Origin of the sequence: Listeria marthii (genome assembly GCF_014227425.1) — a bacterium.
In the GTDB taxonomy this organism is placed as follows: Bacteria; Bacillota; Bacilli; order Lactobacillales; family Listeriaceae; genus Listeria; species Listeria marthii.
In genome coordinates, this window is the sequence record NZ_JAASWB010000001.1 from 464444 (window position 1) to 478706 (window position 14263).

Below are 14263 nucleotides of genomic sequence, written 5' to 3' on the forward strand. Positions count from 1 at the left end.
GGAATGCTTCTTTTTTTAATCTTCTAAAGCGGAAATGAACGCTGGTAAATATTCTGGTAGGTCTGGTGGGCGACGACTCGAGATAATGTGTCCGTCTGTTACAACCGGCTCATTATGCCAAATAGCTCCCGCATTCGTCATATCATCTTTAATTCCTGGCGTACTCGTCACATTCACGCCTTCTAAAATCCCGGCAGAAACAAGTACCCATCCAGCGTGGCAAATTTGGCCGATTGGCTTTTTCGCTTTATCGAAAGCACGAACCAAATTCAGTACGCTATCAAAACGGCGTAACTTATCTGGGGACCAGCCACCTGGAACTAAAATTCCATCATAATCTTCCGCGCGAACAGAATCAAAATCATAGTCAGAAGTAACAGGGACTCCGTACTTACCGTGATAAACTTTTTTCGCTTCCTCTGCCACTAAATGCACCGAAGCACCAGCCTCGCGCAATCTAAGCACTGGATACCAAAGCTCTAAATCCTCAAAGTCTTCACTGACAAGCGCAATAACTTTTTTACCTTTTAAAGTCATATAAATCTCCTCCTATCCTCTCCTACAGTATAACAATAACTAGTTTGTTATTAAATTATTCCGCCTATAAAAGAAGACAAAAAAAGACGCTCGAAATAAACATTTCCAGCGTTGCCATCATGTTCGGGCGCCTATGCATAACGGGATGAGGCATAGACATGAACTACACGGCCAATGAGATGAATGAAAACAAATAATGATTTTGGTGTCTAAACAGATGTCTGACTAGTTGCCATTCTATTGGAAGATGGATACACCAAAAGTCATTATAACCATGATAGGGTCTTATCCCCATGAAAATCACATTAGTAAAAATGAAACTTTCATCGAGGTAAAACTCTATCCTATAACTTATTTTACTATTGTTCTTGAAAAAAGCAAGTAAATAAATATAGAATTTTTGTGACGAAGCTAAAAAAGGTAAGAAAAACCTTACTATTATCTCCTGTTTCTGTATAGAAATGGTAATATTAGGAGTAAAAAAGAAACCATTGCAGGTCCCTTTTAACTAAAAATTTCTACAATCATCCAAGAAACAATCGCGACTAATGGAATTAAGACCCATACATTATGGCCAAGTAAACTAGAACGAGTAGCTGGTTTATCTTCAAGCAGTTGAATTCTAGCACGTAAATCATGCACTTCAAGCTCTAGGTCTTGTACTTTGTCTTCTAGTTCATATAAACGTTCTTCCATTTAAATCCCTCCACACCTTTTCTATTGTCTATTATACGCCACACGAAATGAAACGCATCATTCCATAGGCTGATTTATTGCTAATTTATTGTCATATCGTTCAGGCATTTGCTACAATAAAAGAAAACAATCAACTGTTGGGGTGGAAAAATGGAAATTCAAGTAGAAGAAGCTGTTGTAAAACTTATTTTGCATGGCGGAAACACACGAAAAGAAGCATATAAAGCAATTGATTATGCAGAAAAGTATCAGTTCGACAAAGCGGATGAACATCTCCAAATCGCACAAGATCAATTTCAAGAAGGCCATATTTGGCAAACAAAATTAGTATCTATTCGCGACTCAGAAACAATAGCCCACCCGTCATTTTTATTAATTCACGGGCAAGACCACTTAATGACCGCACAAGCAGAATTACAACTCGCTAAAAGAATTATTGAACAATACAAGCATCAACAGCGCTTGGAAGAGCGTCTGACAAAACTTGAAAATCAAGCGTGAGATGTAGCTGGAAATAAGAAATAAGGCTCACTTGTAAGTATATTCGGCCGTACAAACAACATATCTTCTGTTTCAATGATATGTGCCGCATCAATGTATTTACTTTTTTCTGGTGTAAACAGCAGATGAATCGTTTCAATTTTTTTAGCAGGCAGATAACTTAGAACTTCCACCACATCTAGTTTTTTCGTACTAAGGATATCAAGTACATATAAATCAGCATCTTCCTGCTCCATCAGAACGATAGTATCTATTTCTTCAATATAATAAAGTTCATTTTTTAATGCGATTAATACATAAAACATCAGTAAATCTTCACTTTCTTTGACATCTAATATGTTAGAAAGTGGAGTTTTTTCGGATACAATACGACTTATTAGCTGAAAATCGGTATTATTATCGGGATTCAGTTTTTTTAACTGAGCAGTCTTTCGTTTCAAACTGCTTGCATCGACAGTAAAACTACTTTCCTCGACACGCTCAAAGCCAAATTTTGGATAGAAATCTAATACAGAGTCATTGGCAAATAGATACAAAAAATCATATTGTGCTTCATATTTGGCTATTACATGCCCTAATAATTTCTTAGCAAGTCCCTGACCACGGTAATCCGGATGAGTCATCACTGTCCCAATCTGTAACGCAGTATAATCCTCACCTTGATAAATTAAGCTCATTTTATTAATGGAAACATTCGCGATAATCTCCTTATCATCAATATAAGAATAACAGACGTATTTATCATTCCAAAAACCTTTATTGAACCATTCTTCAAAATTAATATCAAAGGTACTTTCAGCAAGTCTATTAAAACTGTCGCGATATAATTTATTATCTTTGTAGTCACTTATCATTTCATAATTCATTATTCTTTCCCTCTACTCATTTCTATAAAAATAACAGGTACAACGCAAAATACGTTCTACCTGCTCATTTTTATTTAATTAGCGTATCCCCAGCGCTATTTTTGCATAGCGTGACATACGATCTTTAGTCCACGGTGGATTCCAAACAAGGTTTACATTTGTATCCTTCACTTCCGGAATATCACTTAATGCCATTTGTACTTGCTCAGTCAAAATACCAGCAAGCGGACATCCCATTGTTGTAAGCGTCATTGATACTGTGCAAAGCCCGTCATCATCTAACTCAACATCATATACAAGCCCAATGTTCACAATATCAATTCCAAGTTCTGGATCGATAACTTGTTCTAGTGCGCCCATTAGGTTTTCTTTCAGTTGCTCATCCATGAAGCATATGCCTCCTTTTTGCAATTTTGTACATTTATTGTATCATATATGAGAATGATTTTCATTATAAGAATTTCTCGAAAAAACTAACCCCTTGCAGCATTCCTTCGACAGAAACTTTATGTTTCGCATTATCGTCAATGATAAATTGCACATTGTCCGCCAAGCTTTCTTCCACAAGTGTTTGGTAAAGTTTTTCACTATAAGCAAAAGGCACAACATCGTCTTTTTTCCCGTGCCAAAGCAGCAATGGACGGTTGTTTATTTTAGTAATATTTTGAGTCAGATCATATTTTTGTAAGGATAAGATTCGCTCATCAACATCATATGGAAATGTTAGTCCTTGTGCCAAAGCATATTTAGATAATTCCTTAGCAAAATCAACATAGTAGGCGCTACCCATTAAGCTAACTGCCACTTTAATATCTTCATGTTGCCCAAGAAGCCCAAGCGAAGTGATAGCTCCCATCGAAACTCCCCCAACACCAATGCGATTCGGATCCGTTTTCCCAGCTTTCATTAGTTCAGCTGTAATTAACGGAAATTCCTTGATATTCGTTTCTATCACATCCCAAAAGAACGTAGCTTGATCTTCCGGATTAGCCCCTTGAAGACGTTCCCCGTGTAACTTCGCATCTGGTAAAATCACTCGAAAGCCGCGCTGTGCAAGTAAATAACCGTAATGTAAATACAGTTCTTTCTGAGAAGTAAAACCATGATAAAAAATGATCGTTGGTAACATTTTATCAGCATTTTCGCTGTTGCTAATATGTAAAACTGGTATTCCCGCAATTTGTTCATTTTCTACTTGAATCATTGTGAAGCCTCATTTCTATAAGGTTTATTAAGCTATTGTAAAGGTCGGAATCATTTACAAATTTGTGATAAACGTCTATCATTAATGTGTGCCCTTATTTTAGCATGAAGGGGCAGTTTTGAACCAACCATATGAATTAAAGGAGCAAACTATGTCTAAAAAATTAATCGTACTAGACCTTGACGGCACAACCCTTAGAGATGATCTAACTATCTCCTCGCATACAAAAAACACTTTAGAAAAAGCACGCATGGCAGGTCATGAAGTAATGATCGCAACTGGCCGTCCATACCGAATTAGCGGTTCTTACTATCACGAACTTGGATTAACCACACCGATTGTTAATTTCAACGGCGCTGTTTATCATCATCCTAGGCTTACTACATTTGCTGAAGGATACCATCATGCCATTGATTTACACGTTGTTCACGAGTTACTTGATTTCTCCAACGGTTTTGCATTAGATAATATCGCAGCCGAAGTACAGGACAATGTCTTTTTGAAAGAACACAACAATAGTGTCCCTGAAACCTTCCATTTAGGTACAGAAAATATCGTATTCGGAAACATCCGTGATGCTATTCAATCCGATGCTACTTCCTTATTATTTTTCGGAAAAATGGATCAACTAGATTTAATCAGCAAACATTTAGATGAATCACTTTCTGGCGTTATTTCCCACCATACATGGGGAGCATCCGCTTGGCCTGCAGTGGAAATTATTAAATTTGGTATCCACAAAGCAATCGGTGTTCAAGCTGCTGCCAAAACACTAGGCTTTGATCGTAAAGATATCATTGCATTCGGTGATGAGACGAACGACTTACAAATGCTCGATTATGCAGGTGTTGGCGTTGCAATGGGCAATGCGGCTGAATCTGTTAAAAACGTAGCAAACATAGTAACTGCCTCTAACCAAGATGATGGCATCGCTCTATATTTAGAAGAAAATTTAAACTTATAATAAAAAGCTGCAAGTATGGTCTTACAAAAGTTAGGAGTTCTAATTTTTGGTTCAAGAGCCATTACCTTGCAGCTTTTTTTACATCATTTTATTTTTATACATTGCCATTGCTAATTTTTGGTCCGCTTCTGAACGAAAATCACCGAACACGCTAGACGTCTCCATAACATTAATAAAGGCTTTAGGGTCAAATTCTCCAACAATATGCGTAATATCATATAATTCATAACGCGTGATCACCATAATTAACATCGCCACATCTTCTTTTGAGTAACCGCCCATCGCATCTACAACTGTAATACCTCGCACCATGTTCTCATGAATTGCTTTAATAACAGTTTCGGAGTGTTGCGTCATAATCATCACTGTTAATTTCTGATGTCTCGTATGAATAATATCAATTACTCTACTTTGAACATACAAAGAAATGAGCGTATAGAGCGCGAATGTCCAATCATACGCAAATCCTGCCACAATTATAATAACCCCATTTAGGAGCAAGAAATACTTTCCGAAAGAACGCCCTGTCTTAATTGTTATGTACATTGCTACGATATCTAGTCCGCCAGTAGAAATACCGAATTTCAAAGCCAAACCAATACCTACAGAAGCAATTAACGCCCCAAAAATCGCATTAAGCAAAATATCGTTGGACACTTGCACTTCTGGAATAACAATCAAGAAAAAAGACATAAAAGCAACTGTCAAAAAGCTGAAAACAGTAAAGGATTTCCCTACTTTTAACCAGCCTAAAATTGCCACTGGAATATTTAATAACAGAACAAGCAGCCCTGTCGAAATTGAAATATTCATTGAATCACGTAACATGTCTGAACCTAGTTGTGCAACCCCATTTAATCCAGCAGCATAAACTTGTGCTGGTATTAAAAAGAAGTTCATGCCAATTGCATTTAAAAGTGCTGCTATAATCGCAATGGCGGTTTTTTTAGCATATTCTCTATATACTATTTTTGAACTCATTTTCTTCTCTCCTTTTTTGGCCCTAACATAACATACCAACTTTCCAGAGAAAAGAGAAGTCTTTTTCATTATTTTTTTGATTTTTAGTCAAATAATGGATATCCCCCTGATAAATAGAAGCCCAGCGATACCGTAATCACTACAACAATAACAAAAATCATTAAAAACATGCCAGTTGGTTTTTGTTGTTTTCGATAACTAAGCAGCATCTCTACAACGCCAATCACAATAATGCCCATTAGAATTTTAAATATCGCTAGAATCCAACTTTGTTCCACGCTGTACTGCACCATCATAATTCCACTTAGTATAACGAGAATATAAAAAACTCGATTAATCATTTGTAACATCGTAAAGCTTTTTGCTGATTTAGAATAAATGAGTAAAGCTGTAACCGTCAATACAACAATGGCTACCCAAGAAATTAAATGAATATAACCCCACATACTATTTCCTTCTTCCTTTTTAAGATTTTCTCACTTGATTAGTTAACGTACCAATTTTATCGATAGTAATTTCAACAATATCCCCATCCTGTAGAAAAGTTGGCGGGTTCATCCCCTTACCTACACCACTTGGAGTTCCCGTAGCTATTATATCACCTGGAATTAGCATATGTCCTTTTGATAGATCCGAAATAATTCGAGCCAAGTTAAATATAAACTTATCTGTAGAGTCCGATTGCCTCACGTCACCATTTACTCTCGTCTCAATATGGAAAGTAAGTTCTTCGCCTAGATTATTTTCGAGTACATACGGACCAATCGGACAACTTGCATCAAGGCTTTTTCCAATATAAAATTGTTTATGTTTTTTCTGAAGGTCTCGAGCTGTAACATCATTTAAAATAGTAAAGCCAAAAATAGCAGATAACGCTTCTTTTTCGGATATATCTCTGACTTCTTTCCCTATAATAACTGCGAGTTCCCCTTCATAATCGAGTTGTTCGGTTATATTTTGATGAAGCTCAATCTGACCGTTGTGAGGTAATAAGCTGTTAGCACTCTTTGTAAATACAAGAACGTGCTCCGGAACATCTTCTTTACTTCCCATTTCCAATACATGATTATAATAATTTTTCCCGATAGCGATAATATTATTTGGCGGTGTAAAAGGAATTTGAATCTCCACATCAGCCAAATCAATATTTCCTTCGATCCCTTGTAATTCAGGAAGTGCTGGTTTTTCTTTGATAAAATCCAATAGAGTTGCTGGCGGATTTGAAAAAATTGTTTTTGCAGGGATAATTTTATTTTCAGATGTTAGCACGCCGTAATCAAAATGCTCCTGATACAGATAACTCAACCATTTCATTTAAAGACCTTCCTTTGTGTTTATTTGGCATATATGTTGTCCATCGAAGAAATATAGATATGCTTTAGTGACTTTTTTCCCGCTAATAGCTTGGATAGCTTCCGCGTAGAGTTTAATCTGAATTTGATATCGTTCTTTCATTACCTTTTCAGCAGCTTCCCAATCCGCGTATCGTCCTTCTATTTTGTCTGTTTTATAGTCAATTAAAATAATGGATTCTTCCTCTTCAATCATACTATCAACAACACCTTGAATGAGCACACGTTCGTCTATATCGGCTTGTTTATATAGTTCGGATACAGGAAGCAAATAACTGAACGGCACTTCTCGCTTCACTAAATCTTTTTTCTGTAGCACCGTTTTCCCTAAAGGCGATTCAAAGAAACCAATTATTTGTTGTACATTGATCGCTTTAAGTTGCGCCTCTGTTAAGATATCTTTTTCATACATTGTTTGTAAAAGTTGCGCTAAATCTTCCTCGGTTGGTTGACGCTCTAGCGAAACTGCTTGCATAAGAGTATGCATCGCTGTACCAATTTCTGTGGCAGATAGCTTATTTTGTTGCAAAAACTTAGGTCTATCTAGTGATACTTTTTGGAATTCTTTTAGTAAAGTGGTATCACTCCAGCTATCCTGCAATGAGAATTGTCGTTTAAGCTCTGTTACAGACTGCTTAGCACGAATTTCCGTGGCCGCCTCATTTGCATACTCATAGTTCATATATCGCTGAATTTCGTCCTTATAGGGGCTTTGAACAGGTACTGGTTGATGTTCTTTTATATTTTCCAACCAATTATCCGCTTCTGTTCGTTCTAAGTCATTTGCTAAAAACATTTCTTTCGTTTTGATTTCAATTTGAAGTTTCATATTTGTCGGAAGCGTATGAATCATTTCTTCACACAACAAATCTTTAAAACTTTCATGTCTAATAGTCGCGTTTCCTACCCAGTCCAAATAACACTTTGCTTTCGCTCTTGTTGCTGCTGGTAGAATAGTTTCTTTCTCTTTGGCTACTTGCAACCAGTTCTTACTTGTCTTTTCAAAATCTGGTACAGTAGCTGTCAGAATCAATTTTTCTTCCGCACGAGTAAGAGCAACGTATAAAACACGCATTTCTTCGGCAATCATTTCACGAGATTTTTTTTGTTTAATTGCCTGTTGCATGATAGTCGGATAAACAATCATTTTCTCGATATCTCGATAATTAGATGCAAAGCCGTAATCTTTGTCTAGCAGCGTTTTACTGTAAATATCGCGCATATTAAATTTCCTGCTTAATCCAGACACAATTACTACAGGAAACTCTAATCCTTTACTTGCATGGATAGTCATCATCCGAACGACATCTTCTTTTTCACCAAGTGTTTTTGCTGTACCCAGGTCGTCACCACGAACTTCCAAACGCTCGACAAAGCGGACGAAACGGAACAATCCACGGAAAGAAGTTTTTTCATATTGATTAGCGCGATCATATAGAGCTCGTAAATTAGCTTGACGTTGTTTACCACCAGGTAATCCACCAACAAATTCATAAAAATTCGTTTCTTGGTAGATTTGCCAAATTAATGATGTTAGATTTTCTCGGATAGATAATTCGCGCCAAGTGTTTAATTGCTGAATAAAGTCACTTATCTTATCGGCTGTTTCTGAAACGGTTATATCCTTATACGCTAATAATGCATCAAAGAAATAACCATTTTTCTTCGCCATGCGTACTTGTCCTAATTCTTCTTCATTTAAACCAATTATTGGCGATCGTAGCACAGCCGCTAACGGAATATCTTGATACGGATTGTCGATTACTTTCATAAGCGCAATCATCGTGGCTACTTCTGTCGTTTCAAAATAACCAGAATTATTATTAGCATAAAATGGAATATCTTGAACTTTCATCGCTTCTTCCATATCCGGAGCACTCGTCATCCCTCGCGCTAAAATAACTATATCTCGGTATTGAATAGGTCTGTTCTGCTTTAGTTTTTTATCATAAATGGGAAACTTATTATCTATCATTTCTCTAATTTTCGCGGCAATTGCGCGTGATTCTACTTGGTTTTTCTGCAATTCTTGTGGTGATAATTCATCTTCTGTTTCTTTTTCTTCTGATTTCATATCAATCAATAAAAGTTCCGTTGCCATTTCATTTGTTTCTGGAAAACTTGCGCCTAAAGTCAACTCTGCCGCTGTATCATAGTCAATTTCCGCAATATGCCTATCCATCAATTGATGGAAGATAAAATTAGTTGCATCTAACACTTCTTTTCTACTTCTGAAATTTTGCGACAAATCAATACGTATCCCAGAACCATTACCATCTTGCTGATATGCTTGATACTTCGTCATAAATAAAGTTGGCTCGGCTAAACGGAACCGGTAAATAGACTGCTTTACATCTCCAACCATAAATAAATTCCCTTGTTCTTCATCGGAATTAGTTACTAGGCGTAATATAGTTTCTTGAACCATATTAGTATCTTGGTATTCATCGATTAATACTTCTTTAAATTGCTTTTGATAACTATGGGCCACTTCCGACGCTTCATTGTCTTTTAATAAAATCTTTAACGCTAAGTGCTCTAAATCATTAAAATCCAGTACACCTCGTTGTTGTTTTTCTTCAAAGAAATTCTTGGCGAAGCTTTTTACTAGTTCACTCAAAGTTTGAATGTCTGGTTTCATTTTTTCTAAATCCGCTAAATAGTTGGCTTCCTCTCTCGAAAACCAGTCTATCGCGATATTTTTAATTTCTTTTTTGGCAGCCTCACGAAATTTTTTCGTTTCTTCAACATATGCTTCATCGTAATCACTTTTATTTTTGAGTGTTGGGATCCGTTTGAAATCGACGCTTCCAGTGGCTAACTTTAGATTCTCCCAGCTAGCCCAACTGACTTCTGATAGTGCATTGATTTGAGCTAAATCATTTTCTAAAGTAGGTAAATAAGGTGCTGGACCGCCATTTTCATTTGCATAGTCTATCGCATTCAACAAATAATTCTTAGCCTGATTAACTCTTAATTCAATATCTTCCTTAATGATTGGAAAATAGGATAATTCTGTAATTGAAGTTATTTCTTCGGTACTATAGAAGTCTACCATTGTTTCTAACCATGCATTTGGGTCTGGATTCGCTCTAGAGAAATCATAGAGTTTAGATATTAGCATGTGCACTTCTGCATCGGATCGATCTCCTGTGAAAGATTCTACCAAGTGAAAAAAAGCCTTATTATTTTCAACACTATATTCTTTTTCCAGCAATTCCTCCAAAACTTCATCTCGAATCATGCTACTTTCAATCGGTTCAATTAAGCGAAAACTTGGATCAATATCCGCTTCAAAATAATACTTTCGAATAATTTCTAAACAAAAGGAATGGAGCGTGGAAATAGAGGCATAGTTAAGTAAAGCCACTTGTCTTTTCAAATGGGCAGAATCTGGATTTTGCGCTAATGCTTCCTCTAGTCCTTTGCCTATCCTAAACTTCATTTCTGCAGCAGATGCATTTGTAAAGGTCACAATGAGTAACTCGTCTACATTTAAGTTCTCTGACTCATCTATTAACCTTTCAATGATTCTAGTAACTAAAACAGCTGTTTTCCCTGATCCCGCAGCAGCAGCTACAAGCACATTATTTCCTTTCGCTTGAATGGCTTTCCACTGATCATCCGTCCATAAAGAATCGTTTGGTTTCGTTGGTATATCTAAGCTCATGCTACTGCGTCCCTCCTTCAAGATCCATTTTTGTTAAAATTGTTTCTGACTTCTCATTTGTTAAATGTCTATATTGATTGCTTGTTAATGATGGGTCAAATCCACAAAAAGAACGGAAACTACAAAATTGGCAAGGTGTTCTTTCTTTTAGCTTGTAAGGATTAATCGCGACTGCACCATCAAGTATTTTATTGCCAGCTTCTTGGTATTTATGCCGCACAAATTGGCGCATTTTATCAAATTCTGCTTTTGTTGCCGTCCTTGACCTCGCACTTAAATCGCCATTTTGCTTTATTTCTGCTGGAATAATATTGGATGATTTTCCTTTTTCAAGCGTTGTATCCATTAATGACACAGCGACTGGATCTGATAAAATCAATCCCTTCATTTTGGAACCTTTTTGTAATTCTTTTGCGATAGCTTCATCACTTAGTTCCTTCTCCGCTTGCACATATTGATTGTGCATGTGGAAGTACAATACACCAGCTGGTTCCGCAGTTTTCCCAATCATTTTTTGAGCATTCGTTACTACAATGTCTAAATACGTAAGCATTTGTAGTGCTAAGCCATAATAGACCTCGGTAAGTGCCAAATCATGCGAACTAGATTTATAATCAATGATTCGTAGGAATGTTCGATCATCTTGTTCTGCCATATCAATTCTATCAATTCGGCCTTGTAAAAGAAGTTCACTGTCTGATTGTAACGGGATTTTTAGTGGTGGAATATCCCCTTTCAGACCAAAATCCACCTCTAATCCCACTGGACGAAATGCGCTACTTTTGGCTTGTTCATTTAAAACAGTAGTCGCTCTCGTTATAATTTGGAGTAACTTATATTGAATGTATTCCATTCGTTTAGAGCTTAGCAAAATCTCATGCTGAATCTTCGGCGCTAAAAATGTCATTGCTTGTTTCGCCATTTGTCGACATTCTTCCTCTGTTAAATTGCCCCAGTCTAAATTATTTCGTTTTAATTCAGCCGAGATCCACTCCATAGCCCCATGGAAAATCTCTCCCATGTCTACAGCTTGCAACTGAAAATGGCCTCGTTCTTCTAGTTTTAACCCGTATTGGGCAAAATGTTGGAATTCACAGCTGAAAAATTTCTCCATTCGAGAAACACTTGCATGGATAGTTTCTCCAAATAAATTCTTGGCTGTTATTTCTTGTAAAGGCTTTGTTTTATTTTCATAATATAAACTAGACAATACTTGTTTCGCCATTCTTGATTCTTTCGCATCTTCAAAATAGCTATTATAGGCATCCCACCATACATTAGATAGCGGATAACCTCGTTTATACATTTGTAATTGACTCGTCAATAATCCTAAAGTTGCTTGCTTGGAGCGAATGTAATTACTTTGTTCTTCATCGCTTAATAAACTCGGGTCTGTTAAATAAACCGATTCGTTTAATTCTTTAAACTGTCCTTTTATTTTTCTTAGATAATTTGACTCACTAAGAACTTTGCCTTCTTCATCAGCGGCTGGATAACTAAGAAATAACTTATCGCTTGGTAAACTAATGATCTTATAAGCTAATAAATCTTCTTCGCCAATATTATTTTTAGCAGATGGCTTTAAGTTACTATCTTCTGCACGTAAAGCATCTCGATCTTGATCCGACAGAATCCCCTTATCTTTTTGGCGAAGTGGCATAACACCATCATTCATTCCAATTGCAAAAATAACTTTCATATCTAGCAACTTTGCATTTTCCATATCAGCTAAAACTACTTGATCTAAGGAAGGTGGTAAAAGGGCAAATTCAAGTGCGTCTAAGCCAGTTGCAATAATTTCCGTAAAGCTAATTAAATCTAACGTTTCCTCCCCTAGAACTTCTACAAATTCATCCAAAAGGGCAGAAATAGAACTCCACGCTTGTTCATGTTCCCTAGCAAGTTCTAAATAACCTTGCTCTTCTGCTCGTTGTCTCCATGATTCCAATCGTTCTACAGCTTTTACTTGTTCTAAATAATGATAGAGAGCTAGCGCGAATTCCATCCCAGTATTTGCTTTTCGTAAATTATTTTCCAATGTTGAAAGAGGCGCTAGTATCATGTTTCTCATCTCGTTAATAATCGATTGCGTATGGATTTCCTCATCCGTTTGCGGCAATACATTGGTAGAGAGTCCCCGAATTTTCCGGTACACCCAATCGCCTTCTTTTTCCCATTTCCATTTATTTTGAATACCATTTTCTAATACATAGTTTTCCAAAATATCCGATTTACGTCGTAGAGCACTTGAATTTTCAGTGATATCAAAGAAAAATTCTGTTTTAACTGCTTGAAAAATAGGTTCATACTTCCAATTAAATAAAATTGCATCTAAGCTGGAACGAATAAACTCAATGAACGGGTGTTTAGCCATGGCTCTTTTTTTATCAATAAAGATTGGAATATCATATGATTCCATCACTGTTTCACATAAAATATCATAATCTCCAAGATTTCTTGTCAAAATGGCCATATCTCGGTATCTATATCCACTCAATGTAAGTTGTCTGATTTCGCGCGCTATCCCTTCGATTTCTGCACGTCTGTTATTTGCTTGATGAATTTTTAAATTGCTCGGCTCTCCTTTGAAAGCCATAAATTTATTATGCCCCCAAGCATTTGCTAGAAACTCTAATGAGTCTGTTTTTGCTCGTTTGTTTGCTAAGAAAAATTTATCTTGCTCTACTTGAATTCCGCTTAATTTAGCCAAATCTAATAAAGCATAGTAAGCGTCTGTACTTGCTTTAAACATACTGTATTCATCTAAACCATGTTGGATTTCAGGAACATTTAAAGTTAGCGAAACTGTCACTTTATCACATTTTCGCATTAATTCACCAATGACTGTGAGTTCTTGTTTTGAAAAAGAAGTAAAGCCATCAATTACTATTTCAGTCTGATTTAGATAATCGCTTTCTACAATTTTCTCTGCAAGCAATCTCAAATAGTCTTCATTTTCGAGAAATTTATCCGCTAAAAGTTGTTCATACTTTTGATAAATCAACGAAATATCATGGACTTTACTGTTCACACTTGTGGATAGATTGGTAGCACTGTTAACCATATCTTCTATAGAAACTTCTTCTTGTTTCATTTCTTTAAATAAATTTGCTAACTCCGAATAAAAACCCTTTCTAGAAGTAGCTTTAGAAAAAATCTTTAACTCGTCTTTTTGATCGAGGGCAGCTTTTCGGACCACCATTTCGATTCCTGTTTGACTTAGAAAAGTCTTAGATAATCCTCCTGTTTCCTGAAGGATTTTCCATGCCAAACGGCTAAAGCTAAATATTTGTGTCCCAAGCATACCAGCTAAATTTTCTTTATTTAAAAAGCTCGTCTCCATCTGAAAGGTCATTTGATCTGGAACGATAAAGATGTATGTCTTGGAATTTTGTTTGATTTTCGTTCCAACTTCATCCATTAAATGAGTTGTTTTACCAGTTCCTGCTCTACCAGCAACTATTTGAAGTGTCATACCCTCACCACCGAACA

General features: G+C 36.4%; 13 protein-coding genes. 2 read left to right on the top strand and 11 right to left on the bottom strand.

Annotated features, from left to right (window positions below; all coding sequences use genetic code 11):
• Positions 1-15: 15 nt before the first annotated feature.
• The 3 genes from HCJ55_RS02370 to HCJ55_RS02380 all read right to left on the bottom strand — a co-directional run bounded on the left by HCJ55_RS02370 (position 16) and on the right by HCJ55_RS02380 (position 1233).
• Complete coding sequence (locus HCJ55_RS02370; RefSeq protein WP_003723656.1) at positions 16-537, bottom strand: type 1 glutamine amidotransferase domain-containing protein; 522 nt, start codon at positions 535-537, stop codon at positions 16-18.
• 163 nt (positions 538-700) lie between these two features.
• A complete protein-coding gene (locus HCJ55_RS02375) occupies positions 701-1006 on the bottom strand; it encodes a hypothetical protein (protein WP_185516930.1) in 306 nt (101 codons plus the stop codon).
• 35 nt (positions 1007-1041) lie between these two features.
• Positions 1042-1233 carry a conserved domain protein gene (locus HCJ55_RS02380; RefSeq protein WP_008948568.1) on the bottom strand — a complete coding sequence of 64 codons (192 nt, stop codon included), beginning with the start codon at positions 1231-1233 and terminating at the stop codon, positions 1042-1044.
• A gap of 150 nt (positions 1234-1383) precedes the next feature.
• Between HCJ55_RS02380 and HCJ55_RS02385 the strand changes: the two genes are divergently transcribed.
• Entirely contained in the window at positions 1384-1734 is a 351-nt protein-coding gene (locus HCJ55_RS02385; RefSeq protein ID WP_185504109.1) for a PTS sugar transporter subunit IIA, read from the top strand.
• On the opposite strand, the gene HCJ55_RS02390 is transcribed toward HCJ55_RS02385, so the two are convergent.
• The 3 genes from HCJ55_RS02390 to yjfP form a co-directional block, all read right to left on the bottom strand.
• A complete protein-coding gene (locus tag HCJ55_RS02390) occupies positions 1725-2600 on the bottom strand; it encodes a GNAT family N-acetyltransferase (protein ID WP_185516868.1) in 876 nt (291 codons plus the stop codon). The genes HCJ55_RS02385 and HCJ55_RS02390 overlap by 10 nt on opposite strands.
• Before the next feature lie 78 nt (positions 2601-2678).
• Complete coding sequence (locus HCJ55_RS02395) at positions 2679-2987, bottom strand: metal-sulfur cluster assembly factor (RefSeq protein ID WP_003720638.1); 309 nt, start codon at positions 2985-2987, stop codon at positions 2679-2681.
• Positions 2988-3051: 64 nt separating this feature from the next.
• The gene (yjfP, locus tag HCJ55_RS02400; protein ID WP_185501846.1) at positions 3052-3804 is read right to left on the bottom strand and encodes an esterase; all 753 of its coding nucleotides are present in this window, start codon (positions 3802-3804) and stop codon (positions 3052-3054) included.
• 118 nt (positions 3805-3922) lie between these two features.
• On the opposite strand from yjfP, the gene HCJ55_RS02405 reads away from it, so the two are divergent.
• Positions 3923-4768 carry a Cof-type HAD-IIB family hydrolase gene (locus tag HCJ55_RS02405; protein ID WP_185504111.1) on the top strand — a complete coding sequence of 282 codons (846 nt, stop codon included), beginning with the start codon at positions 3923-3925 and terminating at the stop codon, positions 4766-4768.
• A 78-nt stretch (positions 4769-4846) separates the two neighbouring features.
• Here HCJ55_RS02405 and HCJ55_RS02410 read toward each other — a convergent pair whose 3' ends face one another.
• From HCJ55_RS02410 to addB, 5 genes are all read right to left on the bottom strand, one after another.
• Positions 4847-5749: a YitT family protein gene (locus HCJ55_RS02410; protein WP_185392461.1), complete on the bottom strand. Its 903-nt coding sequence runs from the start codon at positions 5747-5749 to the stop codon at positions 4847-4849.
• A gap of 83 nt (positions 5750-5832) precedes the next feature.
• Positions 5833-6195, bottom strand: coding sequence for a YisL family protein (locus tag HCJ55_RS02415; RefSeq protein ID WP_008948574.1), 363 nt, complete (start codon positions 6193-6195; stop codon positions 5833-5835).
• Between the two features lie 19 nt (positions 6196-6214).
• Entirely contained in the window at positions 6215-7063 is an 849-nt protein-coding gene (locus HCJ55_RS02420) for a fumarylacetoacetate hydrolase family protein (RefSeq protein WP_185516870.1), read from the bottom strand.
• Positions 7064-10771: a helicase-exonuclease AddAB subunit AddA gene (addA, locus tag HCJ55_RS02425; protein WP_185516872.1), complete on the bottom strand. Its 3708-nt coding sequence runs from the start codon at positions 10769-10771 to the stop codon at positions 7064-7066.
• 1 nt (position 10772) lies between these two features.
• Complete coding sequence (gene addB, locus HCJ55_RS02430) at positions 10773-14246, bottom strand: helicase-exonuclease AddAB subunit AddB (protein WP_185516874.1); 3474 nt, start codon at positions 14244-14246, stop codon at positions 10773-10775.
• Positions 14247-14263: the final 17 nt, after the last annotated feature.

Bases quoted from the DNA above. Each gene is read 5' to 3' on its own strand.
- HCJ55_RS02370 (WP_003723656.1), bottom strand. From the start codon at position 537: ATGACTTTAAAAGGTAAAAAAGTTATTGCGCTTGTCAGTGAAGACTTT.
- HCJ55_RS02380 (WP_008948568.1), bottom strand. From the start codon at position 1,233: ATGGAAGAACGTTTATATGAACTAGAAGACAAAGTACAAGACCTAGAG.
- HCJ55_RS02385 (WP_185504109.1), top strand. From the start codon at position 1,384: ATGGAAATTCAAGTAGAAGAAGCTGTTGTAAAACTTATTTTGCATGGC.
- HCJ55_RS02390 (WP_185516868.1), bottom strand. From the start codon at position 2,600: ATGAATTATGAAATGATAAGTGACTACAAAGATAATAAATTATATCGC.
- HCJ55_RS02395 (WP_003720638.1), bottom strand. From the start codon at position 2,987: ATGGATGAGCAACTGAAAGAAAACCTAATGGGCGCACTAGAACAAGTT.
- yjfP (WP_185501846.1), bottom strand. From the start codon at position 3,804: ATGATTCAAGTAGAAAATGAACAAATTGCGGGAATACCAGTTTTACAT.
- HCJ55_RS02410 (WP_185392461.1), bottom strand. From the start codon at position 5,749: ATGAGTTCAAAAATAGTATATAGAGAATATGCTAAAAAAACCGCCATT.
- HCJ55_RS02415 (WP_008948574.1), bottom strand. From the start codon at position 6,195: ATGTGGGGTTATATTCATTTAATTTCTTGGGTAGCCATTGTTGTATTG.
- HCJ55_RS02420 (WP_185516870.1), bottom strand. From the start codon at position 7,063: ATGAAATGGTTGAGTTATCTGTATCAGGAGCATTTTGATTACGGCGTG.
- addA (WP_185516872.1), bottom strand. From the start codon at position 10,771: ATGAGCTTAGATATACCAACGAAACCAAACGATTCTTTATGGACGGAT.
- addB (WP_185516874.1), bottom strand. From the start codon at position 14,246: ATGACACTTCAAATAGTTGCTGGTAGAGCAGGAACTGGTAAAACAACT.